The 22,819-nt window shown below is 55.9% G+C and carries 29 protein-coding genes; 17 read left to right on the top strand and 12 right to left on the bottom strand.

Annotation, left to right across the window (positions count from 1 at the left end; translation table 11 throughout):
* Positions 1-41: 41 nt before the first annotated feature.
* Genes TEU_RS01720 through TEU_RS01705 form a run of 4 tightly spaced genes read right to left on the bottom strand, consistent with a single transcriptional unit; the run spans position 42 to position 3,007 of the window.
* Positions 42-956: a hydroxyacid dehydrogenase gene (locus tag TEU_RS01720; RefSeq protein ID WP_050002146.1), complete on the bottom strand. Its 915-nt coding sequence runs from the start codon at positions 954-956 to the stop codon at positions 42-44.
* Between the two features lie 3 nt (positions 957-959).
* Positions 960-1,607, bottom strand: coding sequence for a TIGR00153 family protein (locus TEU_RS01715; RefSeq protein WP_050002145.1), 648 nt, complete (start codon positions 1,605-1,607; stop codon positions 960-962).
* Between the two features lie 13 nt (positions 1,608-1,620).
* Positions 1,621-2,535 (bottom strand): 2-dehydropantoate 2-reductase, encoded by a 915-nt coding sequence (locus tag TEU_RS01710; protein ID WP_050002144.1) that lies wholly within the window; start codon positions 2,533-2,535, stop codon positions 1,621-1,623.
* Positions 2,536-2,539: 4 nt separating this feature from the next.
* Positions 2,540-3,007, bottom strand: a complete 468-nt coding sequence (locus tag TEU_RS01705) for a VHS/ENTH/ANTH domain-containing protein (RefSeq protein WP_144244790.1) — start codon at positions 3,005-3,007, stop codon at positions 2,540-2,542.
* Between the two features lie 37 nt (positions 3,008-3,044).
* Between TEU_RS01705 and TEU_RS01700 the strand changes: the two genes are divergently transcribed.
* Genes TEU_RS01700 through TEU_RS01690 form a run of 3 tightly spaced genes read left to right on the top strand, consistent with a single transcriptional unit; the run spans position 3,045 to position 5,293 of the window.
* Positions 3,045-3,746, top strand: coding sequence for an RNA methyltransferase (locus tag TEU_RS01700; protein WP_050002142.1), 702 nt, complete (start codon positions 3,045-3,047; stop codon positions 3,744-3,746).
* Positions 3,747-4,271 (top strand): methylated-DNA--protein-cysteine methyltransferase, encoded by a 525-nt coding sequence (otg, locus tag TEU_RS01695; RefSeq protein WP_050002141.1) that lies wholly within the window; start codon positions 3,747-3,749, stop codon positions 4,269-4,271.
* A complete protein-coding gene (locus tag TEU_RS01690) occupies positions 4,259-5,293 on the top strand; it encodes a tetratricopeptide repeat protein (protein WP_050002140.1) in 1,035 nt (344 codons plus the stop codon). The genes otg and TEU_RS01690 overlap by 13 nt, the downstream gene beginning before the upstream one ends.
* Before the next feature lie 84 nt (positions 5,294-5,377).
* On the opposite strand, the gene TEU_RS01685 is transcribed toward TEU_RS01690, so the two are convergent.
* Positions 5,378-5,590 carry a hypothetical protein gene (locus TEU_RS01685; protein ID WP_227738742.1) on the bottom strand — a complete coding sequence of 71 codons (213 nt, stop codon included), beginning with the start codon at positions 5,588-5,590 and terminating at the stop codon, positions 5,378-5,380.
* Positions 5,591-5,650: 60 nt separating this feature from the next.
* Between TEU_RS01685 and TEU_RS01680 the strand changes: the two genes are divergently transcribed.
* Positions 5,651-5,986 (top strand): nascent polypeptide-associated complex protein, encoded by a 336-nt coding sequence (locus tag TEU_RS01680; RefSeq protein WP_050002138.1) that lies wholly within the window; start codon positions 5,651-5,653, stop codon positions 5,984-5,986.
* Positions 5,987-6,018: 32 nt separating this feature from the next.
* On the opposite strand, the gene TEU_RS01675 is transcribed toward TEU_RS01680, so the two are convergent.
* The gene (locus TEU_RS01675) at positions 6,019-7,560 is read right to left on the bottom strand and encodes a HEAT repeat domain-containing protein (protein ID WP_050002137.1); all 1,542 of its coding nucleotides are present in this window, start codon (positions 7,558-7,560) and stop codon (positions 6,019-6,021) included.
* A gap of 82 nt (positions 7,561-7,642) precedes the next feature.
* Here TEU_RS01675 and hflX point away from each other — a divergent pair, with 82 nt between their 5' ends.
* On the top strand, positions 7,643-8,917 hold the full coding sequence (hflX, locus tag TEU_RS01670; RefSeq protein WP_050002136.1) for a GTPase HflX: 1,275 nt from the start codon (positions 7,643-7,645) through the stop codon (positions 8,915-8,917).
* A 3-nt stretch (positions 8,918-8,920) separates the two neighbouring features.
* Here hflX and TEU_RS01665 read toward each other — a convergent pair whose 3' ends face one another.
* Positions 8,921-9,883 carry an inorganic phosphate transporter gene (locus TEU_RS01665; RefSeq protein WP_050002135.1) on the bottom strand — a complete coding sequence of 321 codons (963 nt, stop codon included), beginning with the start codon at positions 9,881-9,883 and terminating at the stop codon, positions 8,921-8,923.
* A 199-nt stretch (positions 9,884-10,082) separates the two neighbouring features.
* Here TEU_RS01665 and TEU_RS01660 point away from each other — a divergent pair, with 199 nt between their 5' ends.
* The 9 genes from TEU_RS01660 to TEU_RS01620 all read left to right on the top strand — a co-directional run bounded on the left by TEU_RS01660 (position 10,083) and on the right by TEU_RS01620 (position 18,191).
* Entirely contained in the window at positions 10,083-10,640 is a 558-nt protein-coding gene (locus TEU_RS01660) for a pyruvate/ketoisovalerate ferredoxin oxidoreductase subunit gamma (RefSeq protein WP_050002134.1), read from the top strand.
* 40 nt (positions 10,641-10,680) lie between these two features.
* On the top strand, positions 10,681-10,998 hold the full coding sequence (locus tag TEU_RS01655) for a 3-methyl-2-oxobutanoate dehydrogenase subunit delta (protein ID WP_050002133.1): 318 nt from the start codon (positions 10,681-10,683) through the stop codon (positions 10,996-10,998).
* Between the two features lies 1 nt (position 10,999).
* Complete coding sequence (gene porA / locus TEU_RS01650) at positions 11,000-12,190, top strand: pyruvate ferredoxin oxidoreductase (protein ID WP_050002132.1); 1,191 nt, start codon at positions 11,000-11,002, stop codon at positions 12,188-12,190.
* 5 nt (positions 12,191-12,195) lie between these two features.
* Positions 12,196-13,131, top strand: a complete 936-nt coding sequence (locus tag TEU_RS01645; RefSeq protein ID WP_050002131.1) for a 3-methyl-2-oxobutanoate dehydrogenase subunit beta — start codon at positions 12,196-12,198, stop codon at positions 13,129-13,131.
* Positions 13,132-13,189: 58 nt separating this feature from the next.
* Positions 13,190-13,507 (top strand): pyruvate synthase subunit PorD, encoded by a 318-nt coding sequence (gene porD, locus TEU_RS01640; RefSeq protein ID WP_050002130.1) that lies wholly within the window; start codon positions 13,190-13,192, stop codon positions 13,505-13,507.
* A gap of 11 nt (positions 13,508-13,518) precedes the next feature.
* Positions 13,519-14,703, top strand: coding sequence for a pyruvate synthase subunit PorA (gene porA, locus TEU_RS01635; RefSeq protein ID WP_050002129.1), 1,185 nt, complete (start codon positions 13,519-13,521; stop codon positions 14,701-14,703).
* Positions 14,704-14,713: 10 nt separating this feature from the next.
* Entirely contained in the window at positions 14,714-15,709 is a 996-nt protein-coding gene (gene porB / locus TEU_RS01630) for a pyruvate synthase subunit PorB (protein WP_050002128.1), read from the top strand.
* Between the two features lie 96 nt (positions 15,710-15,805).
* On the top strand, positions 15,806-16,702 hold the full coding sequence (locus TEU_RS01625) for an Mrp/NBP35 family ATP-binding protein (RefSeq protein WP_050002127.1): 897 nt from the start codon (positions 15,806-15,808) through the stop codon (positions 16,700-16,702).
* A gap of 130 nt (positions 16,703-16,832) precedes the next feature.
* A complete protein-coding gene (locus TEU_RS01620) occupies positions 16,833-18,191 on the top strand; it encodes a hypothetical protein (protein ID WP_050002126.1) in 1,359 nt (452 codons plus the stop codon).
* On the opposite strand, the gene TEU_RS01615 is transcribed toward TEU_RS01620, so the two are convergent.
* The 4 genes from TEU_RS01615 to TEU_RS01600 form a co-directional block, all read right to left on the bottom strand.
* Positions 18,178-18,909, bottom strand: coding sequence for a DUF2110 family protein (locus TEU_RS01615; RefSeq protein ID WP_050002125.1), 732 nt, complete (start codon positions 18,907-18,909; stop codon positions 18,178-18,180). The two genes, TEU_RS01620 and TEU_RS01615, sit on opposite strands and share 14 nt — an antisense overlap.
* A gap of 46 nt (positions 18,910-18,955) precedes the next feature.
* The gene (tfe, locus tag TEU_RS01610) at positions 18,956-19,492 is read right to left on the bottom strand and encodes a transcription factor E (RefSeq protein WP_050002124.1); all 537 of its coding nucleotides are present in this window, start codon (positions 19,490-19,492) and stop codon (positions 18,956-18,958) included.
* A gap of 132 nt (positions 19,493-19,624) precedes the next feature.
* Positions 19,625-19,912, bottom strand: coding sequence for a hypothetical protein (locus TEU_RS01605; protein ID WP_050002123.1), 288 nt, complete (start codon positions 19,910-19,912; stop codon positions 19,625-19,627).
* A gap of 82 nt (positions 19,913-19,994) precedes the next feature.
* A complete protein-coding gene (locus tag TEU_RS01600) occupies positions 19,995-20,867 on the bottom strand; it encodes an ADP-dependent ribose-1-phosphate kinase (protein WP_050002122.1) in 873 nt (290 codons plus the stop codon).
* A gap of 124 nt (positions 20,868-20,991) precedes the next feature.
* Here TEU_RS01600 and TEU_RS01595 point away from each other — a divergent pair, with 124 nt between their 5' ends.
* Positions 20,992-21,585: a regulator of amino acid metabolism, contains ACT domain protein gene (locus tag TEU_RS01595; RefSeq protein ID WP_050002121.1), complete on the top strand. Its 594-nt coding sequence runs from the start codon at positions 20,992-20,994 to the stop codon at positions 21,583-21,585.
* Here TEU_RS01595 and TEU_RS01590 read toward each other — a convergent pair.
* Positions 21,569-21,844 carry an acylphosphatase gene (locus TEU_RS01590; protein WP_050002120.1) on the bottom strand — a complete coding sequence of 92 codons (276 nt, stop codon included), beginning with the start codon at positions 21,842-21,844 and terminating at the stop codon, positions 21,569-21,571. The two genes, TEU_RS01595 and TEU_RS01590, sit on opposite strands and share 17 nt — an antisense overlap.
* A gap of 70 nt (positions 21,845-21,914) precedes the next feature.
* On the opposite strand from TEU_RS01590, the gene cutA reads away from it, so the two are divergent.
* Both cutA and TEU_RS01580 read left to right on the top strand, forming a co-directional pair.
* Entirely contained in the window at positions 21,915-22,229 is a 315-nt protein-coding gene (gene cutA, locus TEU_RS01585; RefSeq protein ID WP_050002119.1) for a divalent-cation tolerance protein CutA, read from the top strand.
* Positions 22,226-22,813, top strand: a complete 588-nt coding sequence (locus TEU_RS01580; protein ID WP_050002118.1) for an endonuclease dU — start codon at positions 22,226-22,228, stop codon at positions 22,811-22,813. The genes cutA and TEU_RS01580 overlap by 4 nt, the downstream gene beginning before the upstream one ends.
* Positions 22,814-22,819 lie beyond the last annotated feature (6 nt).

Below are 22,819 nucleotides of genomic sequence, written 5' to 3'. Positions count from 1 at the left end.
ACTTGGTTCAGCGGGCGTTAGAAGTAAGAAGGGAAAGGGCATCAGCCCTTGAGAATCTCGACTATTTGCTCCGCGACCTGAACGCCAGCGCGCATCTGGGCCTCCTCAGTTGAGGCGCCGATGTGCGGCGTTAAAACAACGTTGTCGAGCTTGGTGAGCGGGTGATCCGCCGGCAGTGGCTCCTCCTCGAAGACGTCGAGGCCCGCTCCGTAAATCCAGCCCTCCTGAAGGGCCTTGACGAGGGCCTCGGTGTCAACGACGGCCCCGCGGGCGGCGTTTATGAGTATCGCGGTCTTCTTCATGAGCTTAAGGCGCTCCTCGTTGATGAGGTGGTAAGTTGCATCGAGGAGCGGGACGTGTAGAGTAACGACGTCGCTCTCCTTGAGGAGCTCCTCAAGGCTGACGAACTTTCCTCCAACTTCCTTTGCGCGCTCCTCGTTTGGCTTGGGGTCGTAGAGCAGGACTTTCATGCCGAGGGCGTTGGCTATCTTGGCGACCTCGTAGCCTATCCTTCCGAAGCCGATAACTCCAATGGTCTTGCCCTCAAGCTCGATGCCCATGCACTGCTTCTTGGCCCAGACGCCTTCCCTCATCTTCCTGTCGGCGAAGGCTATCTTCCTGGCGACGGCGAACATGAGCCCAACTGCCAGTTCGGCAACGCTCCTTGAGCTCGCTCCCGGGCTGTTGACGACCTTTATACCGCGCTCCTTTGCCGCTTCAAGGTCTATGTTGTCGAGGCCGACGCCGGCCCTTCCGATGACCTTGAGCTTTGGAGCGGCCTCTATAACCTTCCTCGTAACCTTTGGTTTGCTCCTGACGATGATAGCGTCAGCATCACGGACGAGCTCAAGGAGCCTGTCCTCGTCTGGGTACTCCTCGTAAACAATCTCAAAACCTGCGTTTTTCAAAACCTCCAAAGCTTTCTCGTGAAGTGGCGCCGCAACGAGAACTTTCATTTTTCATCCCCTCCTCTTTATAGCCATCAGCATGACCTGGTCGGAGGCGTCCTCCGCGCGGTCGGCTATGTCGCCGATTTTTGTAAGAATCTGGTTCCATATTAATTTTGCGTAGGTGGTTATGGTCTCGCTCTCAAACACCATCCCCTTGAGCCGGTACTCTACTTCATCGGCATTTTCTTCGAGGTCTTCGGTCTCCTTGGCGAGCTCTATGGCTTTATCTACGTCCCTGTTGAGCGCCTTTACCGCTTCCATGAGCTTTTCGTACGTCTTCACGGATTCCCTTACAAGGTTCATTAGGTCGTTCTTGAGCTCTCCCGGAACCTTAGGCTTGGCCAGAATGAGGGTGTGGGCCGCGCTTTCGGCAGCGTCGGCGACCTGGTCTATCAGCTCGCTCAGCCTCACGTAGTCTCCCCTGCTGGCGGGGAGGAAGGCGCCCTCATAGAGCATGAGCTCGATGCTCCTCCTGAGCTTGTCTGCTTCGCTCTCAAGGGTCCCTACTTCCTCCTCAAGCTCCTTGGCCCTCTCGAAGTCGCCGTTGAGGTAGGCTTCGATAAGCTTCTCAAACGTCTTGACGGTCTCGTAAACAACGTTAAGGTGCCTGTCTATGGCCTCAAAAACGTCGTTCTCCTTACCCCCGAAGAGTGACATGTTCACACCCCACTTAAGGATTCGTGGAACTCCTATTTAGGTTTTCCTTTGCCTTGATAAGTGCCCACAGCAACTCGTTCCTCGGGGCCTCAAGGCCGACCGAGTGCGCATACTCCACGATTTTGCCGTGTATGTAGTCCACCTCCGTCCTCCTCCCGCGCATTACGTCCTGCAGGGTCGAGTTGTAGTTGTCCTTTGTCCTCTCTATCGTGTCCCAGAGGAGCTCAAGGGGGTGGACTTCGAACTCGATGCCGAGCTGCTGGGCGATTATGCAGCCTTCCCTCGCTATCTCTATGGAAATTCCTTCGAGCTCCGGTATCTCGCGGAGGACACCGTTTTTGACCTCCAGAACTGTTCCCAGCCCATTTATCACGGAGTTCACTATTGCCTTCGCCCACTTCCAGCCGATGGCATTTTCTGTGACCTTCGTTTCTAATCCCGCCTCGGTGAAGGCCCTCGCGACTTCCTCAACGAACTCAGCTCTTCCTGTCGGATACTTTCCGATGACGGTTATCCCCTTTCCCGCCCACTTAACGACTCCCCACTCAACGAGCATGGCCCCGTTGGTCGTTACTCCGCCTATTACGTTCGGTGTCAGCTTTAGTGCCAGCTCCTCGTTCCCGAGGCCGTTCTGGACGCTTAGAATCCACGTGTTTTCCCCTATGCATCTTCTCGCGCATTCAAGGGCCGTCTTCGTCGAGTACGACTTCGTTGTCAGGAGAAGCAGCTCCGGGGGCTCGTTGGGGGCGTAAGTCGTCGCCTTTGCCTTCACCTTAAACTCTTCAGCGCCCACAACTCTCAGCCCTTTCTCTTTGATTGCCCGGACCTGCTCCTCTCTCCCTATGAGAAGGACGTCGTGCCCCGCTCTCGCCAGGAGGGCACCGAAAAGGGAGCCAATGCTTCCCGCACCGAGCACGTAGACTTTCATGGTCTCACCTCAGCAGCTTTCTCATGTGGTGGAGCGAATAGATGTAAACCAGCGCAAAGAGTGTCAGCTTCGCGTTTTCTGAAACCCTGTAAGCCCCTGTCAGGTAGAGCGCCGACGCGGGCAGGAGCCCAAACGAGGCAAGAACCCTGTTTTTCGTTAGCAGGAATGGAACTGCAACGCCGAGGACTGCGCCTGCCTCTCCAAGTTCACGGAGGCCGAGCGCTATCGCCAGGCCAGTGCCCCCTATCACGGCGTTTAAGAAGCGCTCCCAGAACTTAACGGGCTGTTTCTCGTAGGGGTAGCCCAGTGCAAGGAGAAGAACGGAGAGCGCAATCAGGCCGTACATGGCCTCCTCTGGGAGGGGATAGCTCACCGCAAAGGCCAGCAAAGCCCCCGCCGAAAACGGCCTTGCTTTTTTCTTCACCGCGGGGAGGACAAGCGGAATGTAAGCCAGCGAATACATTACTCCCACCGCAACCGTTTAAAGACTTCCCCTTAAATGCATACCGATGCTCTCTGTTGTTCTAGTCGAACCGGAGGGGCCGGCGAACATAGGAATGATAGCGAGGACCATGAAGAACTTCGGCTTTTCGAGGTTAGTCCTCGTGAGGCCGAACCTGACAGAGGAGAGCTACAGCTACGCCGTTCACGCCAAGGACGTGCTCGATAACGCCGTCGTGCTGGAGGGCTTTGATGAAGCCCTTGAGCTGTTTGACCTGACCGTGGGGACTACCGGGAAACCTGGGGCAAGGTTTATCCCATACCGGGCCCCTATGTACCCCTGGGAGCTTAGGGAGACCCTCAAGGGCTACACCGGTAGGGTGGGCCTGTTCTTTGGCAGGGAGAGCATTGGCCTGAAAAACGAGGAGCTTGAGCGGCTTGACATCACGGTCACAATCCCCACGAGCGAGGATTACCCCGTTATGAACCTCGCCCAGGCAGTTGCGGTTATACTCTATGAGCTCTCGAAGGCCAGGCCCGAGCCATCTGTTGAGGCCCTTGAGCCGGCGACCCTGCGGGAAAAGGAGGCGCTCGTTAGGGTATGGGCCGAGCTTTTAAACGCTCTCAACTACCCCAAGGACGAGGAGAGGCGAGAGGTTTTCGTTAAGGTCTTCCGGAAGGCAGTCGGTAAGGCCTTCCTCTATGGTCGGGAGGTGCACACCCTCATGGGCCCGCTGAGAAGGGCCGTTAAGAGGCTGGAGGAATGCTGAATGCTCGCGGTGGAGAGGTTTAGGGTCAACGGGAGAGACGTCTGGATTGGGGTAATCTTTCACGGGAGGATTCAGGGTGTAAGCTTCGCCTTCACGAGGGGCGAGCTTTTGGAGAGAATCAGAAACCTTGCCGAGTTCCTGCGGGGGAGAAACGTTGCCATTTCCCTCGACGTCCAGCCGAGCAACTACACCGAGCTCGTTTATCGCGTTATGGTTGGGGAGCTTGACAACGGGAAAGCCCTTTCCGAGCTCTCCTTCGAGGGTGTAACACCCTTTGAGAGGCGCGTTTACGAATGGCTCACGAAAAACGTTAAAAGAGGGGCTGTTATAACCTACGGTAGCCTTGCAAAGGCCCTTGAAACGTCGCCGAGAGCGGTCGGCGGGGCGATGAAGAGGAATCCGTATCCAATAATCGTCCCCTGCCACAGGGTTGTGGCGAATGACGGCATAGGCCACTATAACCTTGGGATTGAAGAAAAGAAGTTCCTGCTCGAACTTGAGGGGGTGAAGGAATGGACAAGCTGAAAGCCTATATAATCGGCTTCCTCGTTGCCCTCCTTGCGGTGGCCGGTTTCATAGTCTACAACTGGGGCTTCTGGAAGCTGGTGCAGGTTGTCCTCGCGATAGGCTTCGTCGGTTTCACGCTCGCGCTGCTCTTCTTTACGGCGCTGACACTCTACGCCGAGAGCTGGAAGTACGGGGCCATTCTGGCAGTCCTCACCGCGATAGCGGGCTACGGCTCCTACCTCGTGCTCACCTGGCAGAAGCTCGAAATCGTTGGGGGAATCATAGCGTTCTTCGTCCTCCTGCTGGCCTTCGGAATATGGTACATAAGCGAGCCCGATTTGAGCATAGCCGACCGCTTCCGCTCCGCTGAGAAGCTTGAAAAGATGGGCCGCTACAAGCAGGCCGCCAGGAAGTACGAGAAGGCCGGCAACTACGAGAAGGCCGCGGAGATGTACCTAAAGCTCGGCTGGCTTGAGAGCGCCGCCTGGGCCTACGAGAAGGCCGGAAAGTACGAGAAGGCCGCCGAGATATACGAGGCCCTCTACGACAAGGAAAAGGACACCTACTACCTGAAGGAGGCCCACGAGTACTGGAAGAAGGCCGGAAACATGGAGAGGGCCGCCAAGGCGCTTGAAAAGTACGCCGAGGAGGAGCCCTGGTTCTGGGAGGACGTTGCCAAGCTCTACGAGGAGCTCGGAAACGAGGAGAAAGCTAAGGAAGCCTGGGAGAAGGCCCTTGAGTACTACACCAAGGAGGCCCAGGAGGAGGGCGTCTTCTGGGAGGACGTCGGCAACATAGCGAGGAAGCTCGGCAGAGAGGAGCTGGCCCGCGAGGCATACCAGAAGTTCCTCGAGTACTGCCTCAAGGAAGCTGAAAATGACCCGATGTGGTGGAAGCACGTTGCAGAGGCCTACGAGTACCTCGGCGAGAAGGAGAAGGCAGAAGAGGCGCGGAGGAAGTACGAGGAGTACAGGCAAAAGATAATGAAGGCCAACGAGGAGACCTCAAACTTCCCCGGCGATGAAAAGGAAGGGGCCTGAGGCTGAAGGTTTTTTCTTCTCCTAACTGCGGCACGGCTCTTTTTCTATGTTTATCAGTTCTGGGACAAACGGTCTGTACGTAGGCTAATGTAGCTCCCCAATTTGCTCCAACTCTTTAAGCTCCTCTTCGATTTCCTTCTCCTTTCTCTCTGCGTACCTCTTCATCCAGTTAGAGAAGAGCCAGAATACGAGAAAAAGCAGGACTACACCCAGTGTGCCGAATAGAATTTGGAAATCAGAGGGAACCCTCTGTGGGATGTAGGGCATACTCTCACCGAACGGGATTTCGCGGAGCACCTGAAAAACTTTGCCAACCTTTTTAAAACTGCGGAGGGACTTCCTTATTAGGTGGTCATGATGATGGGTATGAACCCGAGGCAGATGAAGAAGCTCATGCGCCAGCTCGGCATAAAGATGGAGGAGCTTGAGGGCGTTAAGGAGGTCGTCCTGAGGTTTGAGGGGAAGGAGATCGTCCTTAAGGATCCCGCCGTTACCGTGATGGTCGTCCAGGGCGAGAAGACCTACCAGATTGTTCCCGGGAGTGAGGAGGTTAGGGAAGTCATTGAGATACCTGAAGAGGACATCCAGCTCGTCATGGAGCAGGCCGGAGTTGACAGGGAGACGGCCCTCAAGGCCCTAAAAGAAACGAAGGGCGACATAGCTGAGGCAATCCTCAAGCTCAGCGGGGAGTAATAATCTCCTCTTACCCTTTTGTTCGCCGTACCTCAATCGCTCGTCATCACTATTCCCTGTCTGCGCATTTTGAGGATGTCCTCTATCACGTCTATGAGGCCCGCTATTATGTTGTCGTATTTTCCACCTTCTTTTCCGTAGATTTCCTTTAGCTTGTGTTCCAGCGCAAAGAGGTCTTCCGTGTCCAGGTCGAGGAGCTTCTGTGCTTCCCTCGCGAGGACGCGGAGTGTAACTCCCCTGGTTTTCTCGTCGTCCAGCAGCCTTAGAACCAGCTTGAGCATTCCGGTGAACATATCTTTTGACGGCAGTCTGTCTAAGAGTTTGGCCATTAGTTCGAGGGCCCCCTCAACGTCCCTTGGATTGCCCGACTTAAGGAGGGTGTCAAGGAGCGTGGTGAAAAACCTGGACGTGCCCGGGTAGAGGGCGTATATGTCTGCGAGAACCTTCGCGGCCGTCTCACGGGCCCATGGGTTTTTGCTCTTCAGGAAGTCCCCGAGCACGGGAAGAATTCTATAGGCGTCGCTTGGGGTCAAGTGGCTCGTCAGCCGTGCGACAATCCAGAGCGCGTCCATTCTCCTGCTGTAGTCGTCGCTTTCCAGCATATCGAGAACCATGTCCATAACGTTTGAGTCGAGTTTGGCCATCTCTGCGACTATCTCGGTCTTTCCGGCGTCCAAGAGCCTGTCAACGTCGTCTATGCTGTATTGGCTTATCTCAAGCCTCTTTTTGGCCTCTGCCTCGCTTATTACCTCCTCGCTCGTCACGGTGGCTTTTTCAAGCTTTTCAAGCACCTGGGACGCTTTGGTTCCGAGCTTGATGTCACTTCTAAGCTCCTTTATTCTAGTTATCGCTTTTAGTTTGTTCCTCATGCTGATGTCCTTTTCCCTTGAGAGCATTCGGTCAATGGAGTAGAGGGCCCTTTCAACGACGTACGGGTCGGGGTGTGCGAGCAGGTCGGATATTCCGTCAAAGACCTCGTTTAGAACCCTGCTGTCGCTGGTCTTCATGGCCATCTCGGTCAGGGCAGTTATCGCCGCGCTCTGGACTTCCCTCTTTTTGCTTGAGCCTATGAGCGAAAACAGCCACTGGATTATCTTGTATGCTATCCTGGCGACCTTTGCGCCTAGTTTGCCCAGGCCCTCGGCCGCATATTCGCCAAGAATGGGCATTCCGGACTTCACGACCTCTTTCAGCGCCTCGGTGACCCTTTTATACTCTTCCTCCGTGAGTTCACCGGTTTCAAGGAGTGCGTTTATGAATTCAAGGGCCTTCAGTGCTACCCTCTCGTCTTCGTCCTTCACCAGCTCGAGCACGGAATCGAGCGCGAGCTTTAGCCTTTCGCCTTCTAGTTTTCCTTCTGAGAGCATGTCCATGAGCACCTGAATAACGTTCGCCCTCACGTGGGGGTTGTCGTCGTTTAGCAGTTCGAGAAGGGTCGTGAAGGCCTTGTCGTACTCCTCGGCTAGCATCTTGATGTCATTAAGACGCCACGCCAAGAGGTCTTCTTTTATGCCGCCTTTATCTACAATTATATCTTTACCGTTCAGAACGGCGAGGAGTGTTAGCCACGGCATTGTCTTCCCCTAACATATTACGGTGTGTTTGGATTTAAGCTTAGCCCAAAGGTTATTAAGCCCCCCTTCAAGGGGGTAGACGATGAGGGCAATAGGTGTCATCAGGTACTCTCGAAGGGAAAGGCTCAGCCGCGTGGAGTTTGAGGAGCTCCTTAGGAGCGCGGGCTATGATGTCGTGGCCGTCCTTGAGCAGAACCGTGAGGAGCACCCGCGCTACAACATAGGAAAGGGAAAGCTTGAAGAACTTAAGGAACTCGTTAAAGAGCTGGGGCCGGATAAGGTTATTTTTGCAAACAGGCTGACCCCCTCCCAGGCGTACAACCTCTGGAAGGAGCTTCGAGTTGAGATAATGGATCGCTGGCAGCTCGTCCTTGAGATTTTCGAAAAGAGGGCCCACTCCAAGGAGGCCAAGCTCCAGGTCGAGCTGGCTTCCCTCCAGTACGAAATTCCGCTGGTAAAAGAGGCAATAAGGCGAATCAAGCTCGGTGACAGGGCGGGTTTTAAGGGCATGGGTGAGTACCAGACCCATCAGTACCTCAAACACATACGCTACCGCATGGGTAAGATAAGGAAGGAGCTTGAAAGGGTAAAGGCCGAGCGCGAAGTCAGGAGAAAGAAGCGCGAAGAAGTGGGCTTTATACTGGTCTCCCTTGCCGGGTATACGAACGCGGGGAAGTCAACCCTCCTCAACGCGCTGGCCGGGGAGAGCGTAGAGGCCAGAAACCAGATGTTTACGACGTTGGACACCACTACAAGGCGCTTCAGGTTAGGGGGCAAGAGGGTTCTCATCACCGACACTGTCGGGTTCATAGACGGCCTCCCCCCGTTCATAGTCGAGGCTTTCCACTCGACGCTTGAAGAGATAGTCAAGGCGGATATAGTCCTCCTCGTCCTCGATTCGAGCGAACCCTGGCGTGAAATTGCGAGGAAGTTTAGGGCGTCTATAGACGTCCTCCGCGAGCTGAAGGCCCTCGACAAGCCCCTCCTGGTTGTCCTCAACAAGGTTGACCTAATCGAGCGGGAAGACGCGGAGGAGAAGGCGAGGCTCATAGCTGAACTCGGTGAAGAGCTGGGAATCCCGATAGGTGGCGTTGCGAAGGTATCTGCCAAAGAGGGCCGGCTTGACGAGCTCTACTCACTCCTTGAGGGGACTCTCCTCAAGCTACCGAAGTACGGCCACTTTGAGATAGTCGTTGAAGACCCCTCAAAGGTTCCCGCCGTCATTTCCTTCGTGAGCTCTGTGGGCGAGGTTCTTTCGGTGGACTACGGTGATGTGACAAGGGTGAGGGCCTATATTCAGACCGGCATGCTGAAGGAGCTCACGAGAATGGGGGCCAGGATAGAGCGCCCCTCCTGACCCTCACACCATTCCGGCGAGGCTGAAAATCTTGACGAGGACGAATGAAATCACAATTGCCGTCGAAGGAGTCGCCACCCAGCCGAATATGATGTCCTTGATGACCCTCTTCTCGACTTTCTGCCCGGCCAGCAGGCCGACCCCGACGACACCGCCCACTATGGACTGGCTTGAGCTGACCGGGAGGCCGAAGAAGTTGGCGAGGCTGACAGCTATGGCAGAGCCGAACTGGGCCGCGAAGGCCGAGACGGGGCCGAGGGCCGTTATCTTCTTTCCGACGGTGTGCATCACAGCGTAGCTGAATGTAAGAGAGCCTACCGCGAGGCTTAGGGCGACGAGGATTCCAGCTGTTTTGGGCTCCATAAAGCCGGCACCAACTATCGGCCCGGAGGCGTTGGCCACCTCGTTAGTCCCGAAGTTGAAGGCCATGTAAGAGCCTCCGAGAATAGCGAGTGCCTTGTAGAGGGTCTCAATCGTCGAGACGCTCTTTATGCTCGAAATCATGCGGGAGTAAAACTTGTAGAGAACCATTGCAAAGACTCCAGATAGTATTGGCGAGACCACCCACGCGGCGGCTATCTTTCCGAGGGTGGCCCAGTTGACGGGGGCCTTCATGGCTAAGCCGACCCCTATGACGCCCCCGACTATTGCCTGCGTCGTTGAAACCGGGAGGCCTTTTACGGTCGCTATTGTCACCCAGACCCCTGCGGCTAATAAGGCTATGAGTGCCATCTCCATCGTAAGGAAGCCTTCGGGCACTATGCCCTTTCCGACCGTTTTCATGACCTTGTGGCCCTTCAGGTATGCCCCGAGAAGGACGAATATCGCTATCGTGAGGGTTGCCTGGCGGAAGCTCAGTATTCCGGAACCTACGGCGGTTCCCATGGCGTTCGCCGAGTCGTTTGAGCCTATGTTCCATGCGATGTAGAAGGCCACTGCAATCGCTGCTATTGCTATTCCCTCCATGCCCACCACCTGACCTATATAGTCTATATAGCTGATTAAAAAAGTTTTCGGGAAACGATGAGCGAAAAAAACCATCGGCGGAACTCAAAGTTCACCTTTACCCAAAAAATCCCCATTTAGAATTCCTAAACACGATACCGAAACCTAAATAAATGTTTCGGATTAACTACGGGTGAAAAACCTCAAGGAGGCAGGGAAGATGATTGAGATACGTTTTCACGGTAGGGGTGGACAGGGTGCCGTTACGGCCGCCAACATTTTAGCCTCAGCAGCCTTCAAGGCAGGCAAGTACGTCCAGGCGTTCCCCTTCTTCGGTGTTGAGAGGCGTGGAGCGCCGGTTACGGCTTTCACCAGGATTGACGACAAGCCGATAAGGATTAAGACCCAGATTTACGAGCCCGACATCGTTGTCGTCCTCGACCCGAGCCTTCTCGACACCGTCGACGTTACCGCCGGTCTCAAGGACGACGGAATAGTCATCGTCAACACCGAGAAGAGCAAGGAGGAGGTCCTTGAGAAGCTCAAGAAGAAGCCGGCCAAGCTGGCCCTCGTAGATGCTACCACCATCGCCCTTGACGTGCTCGGCCTCCCGATCACCAACACCGCTATCCTCGGCGCCGTCGCCAAGGCCACCGGCATAGTCGAGCTCGACTACGTCAAGGAGGCCATCAAGGAGACCTTCTCGGGAGCCCTCGGCGAGAAGAACGCCAAGGCCGCCGAAGAGGCATTCAACAAGACCGTTGTCTACGAGCTCTGATCTTCTCTTCCCTTCCTTAAAGAGGCGGGTGGTGGTGAAGTTGAACACTTTGTTTGGAGAAAAGAAGGCGCGGGCCGAGAAGCTCACTTTCACGTCTGTTGAGCAGTACCCGGAGGCGCCGATAACCCTGGGGACTACCCTGGTAAACTTCACGGGCGACTGGAGAACTTTCATACCGGTTGTTAATGAAGACAAGTGTGTCAAGTGCTACATCTGCTGGAAGTTCTGCCCAGAGCCGGCGATATACATCAAGGAAGACGGCTACGTGGCGATTGACTACGACTACTGTAAGGGCTGTGGTATTTGTGCGAACGAGTGCCCGACCAAGGCCATAACAATGGAGAAGGAGGAGAAGTGATATGGCCGAGTACAAGCCTATTAGGAAGGTTGTGAGTGGTAACTACGCGGCCGCTTACGCCGTCAAGCACGCCCGCGTCCAGGTAGTTGCCGCTTACCCGATAACCCCCCAGACCAGCATCATTGAGAAGGTTGCCGAGTTCATAGCCAACGGTGAGGTTGAGAACCTCCAGTACGTCCCCGTCGAGAGCGAGCACTCCGCCATGGCCGCGTGCATAGGCGCTTCCGCGGCCGGTGCGAGGGCCTTCACGGCTACTTCCGCCCAGGGCCTTGCCCTCATGCACGAGATGCTCCACTGGGCGAGCGGTGCGAGACTGCCGATAGTTATGGTTGACGTTAACCGTGCCATGGCTCCGCCGTGGAGCGTTTGGGACGACCAGACCGACAGCCTGGCCCAGCGTGATACTGGCTGGATGCAGTTCTACGCCGAGAACAACCAGGAGGTCTACGACGGCGTCCTGATGGCCTTTAAGATAGCCGAAACCGTCAACCTTCCGGCTATGGTCGTTGAGAGCGCCTTCATCCTGAGCCACACCTACGACGTCGTCGAGATGATTCCGCAGGAGCTCGTTGACGAGTTCCTCCCGCCGAGGAAGCCGCTCTACGACCTGGCCGACTTCAGCAGGCCATTTTCAGTCGGTGCCCTTGGAACTCCGGCTGACTACTACGAGTTCCGCTACAAGATAGCCAAGGCCATGGAAGACGCCAAGAAGGTCATCAAGGACGTCGGTAAGGAGTTCGGCGAGCGCTTCGGCAGGGACTACAGCGATATGATTGAGAAGGGCTACGTTGACGATGCCGACTTCGTCTTCATGGGTATGGGCTCCCTCATGGGAACCGTCAAGGAGGCCGTCGAGCTCCTCAGGAAGGAGGGCTACAAGGTCGGCTACGCGAAAGTTAGATGGTTCCGCCCGTTCCCGAAGGAAGAGCTCAAGGAGATAGCCGAGAGCGTTAAGGGAATAGCGGTTCTCGACAGGAACTTCTCCTTCGGCCAGGAGGGCATACTCTTCAACGAGGCCAAGGGAGCGCTCTACAACACCTCGGCGAGGCCGATAATGAAGAACTACATCGTCGGTCTCGGAGGCAGGGACTTCACAGTGCCGGACGTCAAGAAGATTGCAGAGAACATGAAGGCCATAATCGAGAAGGGCGAGCTTGATGTGGAGGTTGACTGGTACCACCTTAAGAGGTGAGAACGATGGAGATTCCTGAGAACGTTAAGAAGAGGTTGAGCATTCCCGCTGAGGAGCACTTTTACGCTGGTCACACCGCCTGCCAGGGCTGTGGTGCCGCCCTGGGCCTCCGTTACGTCCTCAAGGCCTACGGGAGGAAGACCATCTTCACCATCCCGGCTTGCTGTTCGACCATCATAGCCGGCCCCTGGCCCTACACCGCCCTTGATGCGAACCTCTTCCACACCGCGTTCGAGACGACCGGTGCCGTCCTTGGCGGTATAGAGGCCGCCCTGAAGGCGAGGGGAATCAAGGTCAAGGGCGAGGACGGAGTCATGGTCGTCGGCTGGGCCGGCGACGGTGGTACCGCCGACATCGGTCTCCAGGCGCTTTCGGGCTTCCTTGAGAGGGGCCACGACGCGGTCTACATAATGTACGACAATGAGGCTTACATGAACACCGGAATCCAGAGGTCAAGTTCAACCCCCTACGGTGCGTGGACCACCAACACTCCGGGCGGAAAGAAGCACTTCCTTGAGAAGAGGCACAAGAAGAAGGTCATCGACATCGTCATAGCCCACAACATTCCATATGCGGCGACCGCTAGCGTGGCTTATCCCGAGGACTTTATAAGAAAGCTCAAGAAGGCCAGGGAGATTGAGGGCCCGAGCTTTATCCAGCTCTTTGCCCCGTGCCCGACCGGCTGGCGCGCCCCGACCGACAAGAGCATCGAGCTCGCGAGGCTCGCCGTTCAGACCGCATACTTCCCGCTCTTCGAGTACGAGAACGGCAAGTACAAGATAAACATGCCCAGCCCGAAGAAGGAGCCCAAGCCCATCGAGGAGTTCCTCAAGCTCCAGGGCAGGTTCAAGTACATGACAAAGGAGGACATCGAGAACCTCCAGAGCTGGGTGCTCCGCGAGTGGGAGAAGCTCAAGAAGCTTGCCGAGGTCTTCGGCTGACCTTTCCTTTTCCATAAGGTTTAAGTTTCCCGCTGATAACTCACCCGAGGTGATACATATGGCTGAGAGTCCGTTTAAGGCCGACATTGAGCGGGTTCAGAAGGAGTATAGCGAAAAGATGACACCGGGAGCAATTGCTTACATCCCGGGCAGTAGCGTAATCAACAAGACCGGAAGCTGGAGAGTCTTCATGCCCGAGTTCAACAGGGACAAGTGCACCAGGTGCTACCTCTGCTACATCTACTGCCCTGAGCCTGCAATCTACCTTGACGAGGAGGGCTACCCGGTCTTTGACTACGACTACTGTAAGGGCTGTGGTATTTGTGCGAACGAGTGCCCTGTTGATGCCATAGTTATGGTTAGGGAGAGCAAGTGAGGTGGTGAAAAATGCCGATTAGAACCGTTATGAAGGCAAATGAAGCCGCCGCTTGGGCCGCGAAGCTTGCCAAGCCGAAGGTTATAGCCGCGTTCCCCATTACCCCGTCAACCCTCGTCCCCGAGAAGATCAGCGAGTTCGTCGCCAACGGCGAGCTCGACGCCGAGTTCATCAAGGTCGAGAGCGAGCACTCCGCTATCTCCGCTTGTGTCGGTGCCTCCGCCGCGGGCGTCAGGACTTTCACCGCGACCGCTTCCCAGGGTCTCGCCCTGATGCATGAAATCCTCTTCATAGCAGCGGGAATGCGCCTTCCGATAGTCATCGCCGTTGGAAACAGGGCTTTAAGCGCTCCGATCAACATCTGGAACGACTGGCAGGACACCATCAGCGAGCGCGACACCGGCTGGCTCCAGTTCTACGCCGAGAACAATCAAGAAGCTTTAGACCTCATCCTGATGGCCTTCAAGGTCGCCGAGGACGAGCGTGTCCTCCTCCCGGCGATGGTCGGCTTCGACGCGTTCATTCTCACACACACCGTCGAGCCCGTCGAGATACCTGACCAGGAGCTCGTTGACGAGTTCCTCGGCGAGTACGAGCCGAAGCACGCCTACCTCGACCCGGCCAGGCCGATCACCCAGGGTACGCTCGCCTTCCCGGCCCACTACATGGAGGCCCGCTACACCGTCTGGCAGGCCAACGAGAACGCCAAGAAGGTCATCGACGAGGTCTTCGCCGAGTTCGAGAAGCGCTTTGGTAGAAAGTACCAGAAGGTTGAGGAGTACAGGACCGACGACGCGGAGATAATCTTCGTCACCATGGGCTCCCTCGCCGGAACCGTCAAGGAGTATGTTGACCACCTCAGGGAGAAGGGCCTCAAGGTCGGTGCCGCGAAGCTCACCGTTTACCGCCCGTTCCCGACCGAGGAGGTCAGGGAGCTCGCCAAGAAGGCCAAGGTTCTCGCGCTCCTTGAGAAGAACGTCACCTTCAGCGTCGGTGGAGCACTCTTCCAGGACTTCAGCAGGGCCCTCATCAACCAGGAGGAGAAGCCGAAGATCGTCGACTTCATCCTCGGTCTCGGTGGAAGGGACGTCACCTTCAAGGACCTCGACGAGGCCCTCGCGATCGCCCAGAAGGCCCTCGCTGGAGAGGAGTTTGATGAGGTCAACTGGATAGGACTTAGGAAGGAGATCCTGTGAGGTGAGGAAAATGGCCGTTAGGAAGCCCCCCATTACCACTCGCGAGTACTGGGCACCGGGCCACGCTGCGTGTGCCGGCTGTGGCTGTGCCATCGCTCTTAAGCTCGCCACAAAGGCCTTCAGCGAGGCCATGGAGGAGAAGTACGGCGACCCGAACGCCTTCGCCATAGCCCAGGCCACCGGATGTATGGAGGTCGTTAGTGCCGTCTTCCCGTACACTGCCTGGAAAGTCCCATGGGTGCACGTTGCCTTCGAGAACGCGGCCGCCGCCGCCAGTGGTGTCGAAGCCGCTTGGAAGAAGCTCGGAAGGAAGGGCAAGATACTGGCCATCGGTGGAGACGGTGGTACCGCCGACATCGGTATGCAGGCCCTCAGCGGTATGCTCGAGCGCTGGCACAACGTGGTCTACCTCATGTACGACAACGAGGCCTACATGAACACCGGAATCCAGAGGTCGAGCTCGACCCCCTATGGAGCCTGGACGACCACCAGCCCGCCCGGCAAGTACTCCATCGGTGAGGACAAGCCCAAGAAGTGGGTCGCGCTTATAGCTGCAGCCCACCAGGTGCCCTACGTCGCCACCGCCAGCATTGGAAACCCGTTCGACTTCGTCAGGAAGATGAAGAAGGCCGCCAAGGTGGACGGCCCGGCCTTCGTCCAGGTTCACTGCACCTGCCCGACCGGCTGGAAGAGCCCGCTTGAGAAGGGCGTTGAGATAGCCCGCCTCGCCATCGAGACCGGTGTCTGGCCGCTCTTCGAGATTGAGAACGGCGACTTCCACAACATCAAGATACAGCCGCCCGGAGGAGGCGCCAAGGTCAAGCGCGAGGGAGGTAAAGTAGTTGCCATCGAGTTTAAGAAGCCCATAGAGGAGTACCTCAAGCTCCAGGGCAGGTTCAAGCACCTCTTCAAGAAGCCTGAAGCCATCGACGAGCTCCGCGAGCAGATAAAGGCCATGTGGAAAGTCCTCGGCGTCGATGTCACCCTCCCGAAGCCGGAGGAGTGAACCTTTCCCCTCTTTTCTACCCATATTTGAGCAATTCTGCCGGATTTTGGGACAAAGGTTTTTAAGTTGCCCGAACTATTCTCTCCGGTGATGTAAATGACGATCAAGGCTCCGACACTTAACGTGGGTGGTCTGGGCACTGACCCGCTCACCGAGAGGATTAAGGAGAAGCAGAAGAAGTGGAAGTACAGGATAGCCGTCCTCAGCGGTAAGGGTGGCGTTGGAAAGAGCACCGTTGCGGTTAACCTTGCCACGGCCCTCGCCAAGAAGGGCTACTACGTTGGCCTCCTCGACGCGGACATACACGGGCCGAACGTGGCGAAGATGCTCGGCGTTGACAAGGCCGATGTCCTGGCCGAGCGCATGGAGGACGGGCACTTCGAGATGATTCCCCCCATGAACGACTTCCTCGGCCAGACGACCCCGATCAAAGTCATGAGCATGGGCTTCCTCGTCCCCGAAGACCAGCCGATAATCTGGCGTGGGGCCCTCGTTACCAAGGCCATCAAACAGCTCCTCGGCGACGTGAAGTGGGGTGAGCTCGACTTCATGATAATCGACTTCCCGCCCGGAACGGGCGATGAAATCCTCACGGTCGTCCAGAACGTCCAGCTCGACGCGGCGGTTATAGTCACTACCCCACAGGAAGTTGCCCTCCTCGACACCGGCAAGGCCGTCAACATGATGAAGAAGATGGAAGTGCCCTACATAGCCGTCGTTGAAAACATGAGCTACCTCATCTGTCCGCACTGCGGCAACGAGATTGACCTCTTCGGCAAGGGCGGAGGCAGGAAGCTGGCCGAGAAGGAGGGGGTTGATTTCCTCGGTGATGTCCCGATAGACCTCAAGGCCAGGGAAGCCAGCGACGCCGGCATGCCGATAGTCCTCTACGGCGACACCCCTGCGGCGAAGGCCTTCATGGAGATAGCCGATGAGCTCGTGAAGAAGCTTGAGGAGCTCAAGGGGGAGGGAGAGGAGCAGAAAACCGAGTGATTTTTAACTCCTTTTACTCATTTTTCCCCGGCGCGGCTCAGGCCGGCGGGAGCCGTTGCGATGGGGCCGCGCTGGACCAGGCTACGTTAAGCTTTTAACCCCTGTCTCCACTTATAACAGAGGGGGGAGAATGAGAAAGGTTTCGGCCGTGCTTTTGCTTCTCCTGCTCCTCTTGCCGCCCGTTTCTGCCGGCGGGGTTAGTTATTATCCTGATAAGGCCAGTTTTGAAGAGTTTTTGCAGTCCAACACAACCTATCAAGTTGTTCCCGGAGAGGACGCATGGGCGAGGGGCTGGGCGCGCTACGTTGATGCAAAGCTCGGTGAGGTCTTGGAGCACGGAAACGGCACAACAGTTCTCGTTGGTAACGTCTACGAGAACCCCGAGATGAGACTGCTTTGGAACCTGACGGGTCTCCCTGAAAGCTTCTCCCTTTCCCCGATGGTGGTTGTCGTTAACGACACCGTTTTTATAACCGGGGCCGAGGACAACATCTACCTGACGCACGAGGCTTTCTCCGAAATCTGGGCCCCTACTAAGGAGGCATTAACCGTCTTTGCAGTGCTGGCGCTGGCTATAATCATTCTCGTGGTGCTCAGTCTCAGAAAGGGCAGGGACTACTCCCCCAGGTTCTTTATCCTTGCGGCTTCTTTGGTACTTTCGTGGTTCTTTGTCTCCAATGAACCTTCTCTCTCTGAAAACTCAGTGAATTTCCTCTTTGAGGCACTGACCGTTTCATCCGGTGGAGCGTCGTCTTCTCCACTGGCTACATTGGTGGGAGGCATTCTTTCCGTCATCCCTCCGGTTGACGAGAACCTCTGGCTGGTTCACTGGCTTCTCCTCCTCTCAATGGCAGGACTGTTCTTTTATGTTGCGCCCAGACATGAGAGGGGACTCGGCTTTGTCGCCCTTGGGCTGGCCCTATCTTCGCCGGTCTTCCGCTCCGAGGTCTGTGCCCTCGGCTCAGTCCTCCCGGGCGTCGTACTGATGCTCCTCGCCCTTGCCCTGGCAATGAACCTGCCAGTTACCCCTGGCATGGGAAGAACTGTTCAGGTACTGGTGCTTTCGTTCGCCACGCTCGTCGCGTCCCTCGTGAACCCCTACGCCCTGCTGTTTCCCCTGTTTCTCGCCCTCACGTACCCCGGAAGAAAGTCCATGAACTATCTCTACCTTGTCCTGACGTGGGCTGGCTTTGGAGCTCTGGTTAGAGTTTACGGCTCCGACTGGTTGGCAAGTTGGACGAGCTTTCAGTTCAACGTGGGTTTCTTTGAGGGCATAGTATCGCAGTCTTTCTTAAGCCTTGTAGTTTTGCTCTACGCCCTGGCGGCAAGTTTTAGAAAAATAAGGTGGAAGGGCCCGACTGCGTTCATAACGCTCTCGACGCTTGCGTTCTTTCTGATGGCACCTTTCGTTGAGGGGTTATTCCCCTACGTCCTGGTTCTCATTTCAGTGCTCGCAGTCAGGCTCGTTCACTCGGTCATTCAAACTTGATTGCCCCGAAAACGGCTCCCTTGAGGTGGGGGCCGATTTCCTTGATGATGCCCGGTGCCTGGGTGCCCTTCTTTAGGACGAGAAGGGTCTCCATGAGCCCGAGCTCTTCCATCCTCTTGACGTCCCTTCCGTGACCGGTTTTGATAAGCGCCTCTTCGACCTTCTCGCTTATGGTTCCCGCTATGAAGAGCTTGTCGTGGCCGTCGCTCAGCCACTCCTTAATCTTCCTCAGCTGGGCTTCGCTGAAGGCGAGCTCGACTTCCCTCGCCCCAAACTCGATGTCAGTGACTTCCACCTCTACCGGGAGGTTGTCAATCCAGCCGAACTCGCGTATCATCTGCCTTACCGGCTTGTCCCTGAAGGTCTTCTTGAGGTAGTAAAGGGGAATTAGCGCGTCCTTTGGCCTGGGCTTGAAAATCCCTATATCGACGTAGGTGCCGTACCCGACCTTACCGAGGTCTATGAAGCGCCCCCTGTAGGTCTTCCCAACTTCAACGTTCTTGAGGCTGTAGGGAACCTCGCCGAACTCCTCTCTGACGAGGTTGGCGCTTACCTCTTCGTCCTCGCCGGAGAGGCTTACCTTCACCCAGTTCTTGGTCGTTGCCGAGAGCTTCCACTCGACTTCCAGGTCCGCCAAAAGGGGGCGGAGCTTCCTGTTGAGCTTGTCAAAACCGCTCCTGTCCCCGTAAACCTTCTCAAGAATAACCACTTCTTCCATCTTCACCATCCCCGAAGTTCATTAAAGGGAGCCATTCCCCCTTATTTTAACTCTTCTTCTGCCTGGGCTTCTTCCTGAGGCCCAGTTCAATTTCAAGCTCTTCTATACGCTTCTTGAGCTCTTCGACAATTCGGCTGTTGTCGTACTGCATGAGCATCTTACCGCATATCGGGCACTGGAACTCGTACTCCATGGCCTCGTCGAAGGTGAGCCTCGGGTGCCCCTCCTCACCGCACCAGTAGTAAATCTCGCTGGTCTCCTCTTCGAGCATCTCCTTGAGCTTCTTCAGTTCGGCCATTTTCTTGGCCCTTATTACTTCGGGCAGCCTCTTGGTCTCAAGGCGCCAGTAGTAGTAATACCACCCCGTCTCCGGGTCGCGGATTCTCTTGAAGTCGGCCAGCCCCTGATCGTTGAGCTGGTAGAGTATTCTTCTCACAGTGTTGACCCTTATGCCCGTTTTCTCGGCCAGCTCCTCGTCGGTGGCTTCCTTCATTTTTTCGAGGGCCTTAACTACCTCAACGGCCTCTTCTCCACCGATGTCCATTGCAATCTCGATGAGCTCCTTGTCCTTCCGTCTTGCCACTGGGACGACCTCCACGTATTTGATCGTGGTGCCTAAGACACCTAAACGGATAGACTCCAATATAAATATTGGGCGTGGGGCTATATATAAGTTTCCTGTCAAAATGACAACGATAATGAACAGAAAAGGACGTCAGTCGTTGAAGTACTCGTTGAGGAGTTCCTTTGCGGACGGCTTGTAGAGCTCGATAACCTCGATGTCCTCGATGACGTTCCCCTCGCGGAGCTTGAGCTTGACCTTTCCTCCGTAGACCTGAAGGTCGTCGAGCATGCCGTATATCGCGTCCTCTGCCTCAAGGGGGCTCTTGAACTTCATTATGTACTCCTCTCCATCAGGAAGGATGAGCTTGACCCAGTACTCGTTTTTTCTCTTGAATGGCCTTGTTATCTTTGGCTTGAAGTTGTCAATCACTATTTCCAAAGGGCTCACCTCCGCTCTTTAGCCTCTCTAACCTTTTTTGAAGCCCGAATTTTTAAGGTTTTCCAACGGTGGAGGGCCATTGTTACCATGGCAAATCGAGGTTCAGCTCTTTTGACATTTTGATGACCTCTTCGAGCGGTATTATTGCACTCCTCGCGCCGACCTTCTGGACGGTCAGATAGGCCAGGAGCATGCCGAGCTTGGCGGCGTCTCTGAGAGACCATCCCTGGAGAACCCCGTAAATCACTCCCGCGTCGAAGGAGTCTCCCGCCCCCGTGCTGTCAACGACCCTTGCGCTCAGTCCGCGGACTTCGTAGGTCTCGTCCCCTTCACGGACGAGTGCTCCTCCCCCATTGAGGGTTATTATGAGGTTCTTTGCGTTGCTGAGGGAAGTGTCGAGGGAGCCGTACTTCCTCCTGTACTCGTCTTCGTTCATCAGGAGGTGGTCTATCATCCCCTCAACTTCTCTCGGCAGAGTCGCCTCTCCGATGTCCACCGAAATCAGGATTCCGTTGGCGTTCGCGAAGCGGACGGCTTCCTCTATGAGCTCCGGCGGGTTGGACGAGAGGTGCAGGAGCTTCGCCTTTCTCGCGTAGTCCGGCTTGAACTTCCTGAGTGCGTTGGCGCCGGGGTGCTTGATAATCCTCTTGTCGTCCCCGTGAACCATGGCCACAGCCACTCCTGACGGGACGTCAACAACGTCTATGCCGGACGTGTCAACGCCTAGCTTTTCGAAGTACCTCAGGTGGGCCTCGCCAATCTCGTCCCTTCCAACGGCGCCGATGAATCCGGTCTTCAGTCCGAACGTCGCGAGCCAGCTTATCGTGTTCCCGGCGGCACCTCCGAGGCCGAAGTGTGCCTCCTTTGAGACGACCTTCTCATGGAACTCGGGGAAGCGGTCAAGGAGGAAAATTATGTCGTAGTTGAGGTTGCCCATCCCGATGACGTCAAACATCTTTCTCACCTCCCTCAGCTCTCGAATTGTGTGGGCATTAGGGTATTTGCGTTATTAACCTTTGTCTCCAGAAAAAAGTTTAAATATCCATTCCTACCCACATATGAGTAAGAGGTGGACAAAGATGATGCTCATACTCGAGGCTTACTTCAAGAACTATCCTGCCAGAAGAAAGGTTGCCGAGTTCCTGTTTGAGAACGGCCTGAGCGTGCGTAACGGTAAAATTTACATCAGGAACGTGGAGGTTCCAATAAGCGAGCTCGCGAGGGCAATAGGGGTGAACAGGAAGATAATCTACCACACCATAGAATACATCGAGAAGACTTACTCCCTCAAGCTCATTTTCGAGCGCCTGAACCCTCTTCCGGGCCTCATAGACGTCGCGCCTTTAATGGGCTGGGAAGTGCTTGAGATTGACGTGGATAAGGGGGGCTACGAGAGGGCCTTTGCCGAGGTAATGCGGATTCTCGCCGAGAACAACGTCCGCGTCATGGAGGTCTTCAGCAGAAACCTGCGGGAGGGAACGAGCAAGATATTCATCGTCATAGACGGCACCCTCCCAGTCGAAACGTTCGCAAAGATAAAGGACATCCGCGGGTTCCAGAAGTTCATACTCCACACGCCTGAGAGGGAGAAGGAAAAGCTGGTGTGCAACTACTGTGAGGTCAAGTACTGCCCGAAGAGAGTTCTCCTTGAGGCGACTACCCAACGACCTTGAAGCCCTCAAGGCCCTCCGGTTCTTCCCACTTTACCTCCACCCTCGTTACCCTCGCTAGGGGCGGCCCCTGGTGGGCCCAGCCTATCAGTGCCTCGACCCTTTCTTCATCGCCTTCTATGACTGCTTCGACGCTGCCGTCCGGCAGGTTCCTTACCCAGCCAGCCACTCCGAGCTTCCTCGCTTCCCTCTGCATGCTCCAGCGGAATCCCACTCCCTGGACTCTTCCGTATATCCTTAGGTGAGCCCTGACCTTGCCCATACACCATCCCGTTTCAATTTCTCCCACAATGAATTTAAGCTTTATTGGCCCATTATATAAGGGATGTCCGATGGAGGCGATATTCGTTTACACGACCTTCCCTGACTGGGAGAGCGCTAGGAAAGTCGTCAGGGAGCTCCTTGAGAGGAAGCTGGTAGTCTGCGCCAACATGAGGGAGCACGAGGCCATGTACTGGTGGGAAGGGAAAATCGAGGAGGGCCGGGAAATCGGCGTAATTCTCAAGACCGAGGTCAGCAAGTGGAAAGACCTCAGGGAGGCTCTGAAGGAGCTCCACCCCTATACTGTTCCCATAATAGCCAGAATTGACCTCGACAAGCTCAACAGGGAGTACTCAGAGTGGATGGCGAAGGTGCTGTTTGGATGATTAGGAAGGTTAAACCCGAAATCCGCGTCGTTGGGTTTGACGACGGGACCTTCTCCTTTTCTTCCAAGCTCGAAAGGGAGAAGACAATCCTCTTTGGCGTCGTCATGAAGGGCTCTAGGGAAGTCGTTGGTGCGGTATCGAGGTGGATAACCGTTGACGGCACCGATGCCACGGAGAAGCTTATCGATGCCGTTGTCAATTCCCGCTTCAAGGACTTGAGGGTGATTCTCCTCAAGGGGATTACCTACGGCGGCTTCAACGTGGTCGACCTTGAGGCCCTCCACCGCGAGACGGGCCTGCCGGTTATTGTCGTCGTAAGGAAGAGGCCAGACCTGAAGGTGATGGAGCTCGCGCTGAGGAAACACTTCCCCGACTGGGAGGGGCGGGCCGAACTTCTCAGAAAGGCCCCGCCGCTCCTTGAGATGATCCCAGGAAAGCTCTACGTCCAGGCCGTCGGGCTGGAGCCCGAGACCGCGTTTGAGGTCGTCAGGGTAACGACGAGGACGGGCTTAATCCCCGAGCCCCTCAGGCTTGCACACATCGTGGCGAGCGCCGTTATGACCGGCGAGAGCACGAGGGAGTAGCTTTAT

Source organism: Thermococcus eurythermalis, from assembly GCF_000769655.1.
GTDB lineage: Archaea > Methanobacteriota_B > Thermococci > Thermococcales > Thermococcaceae > Thermococcus > Thermococcus eurythermalis.
Note: the sequence above shows the minus strand (reverse complement) of the source record. Positions and strands in the feature narration are given on the sequence as shown.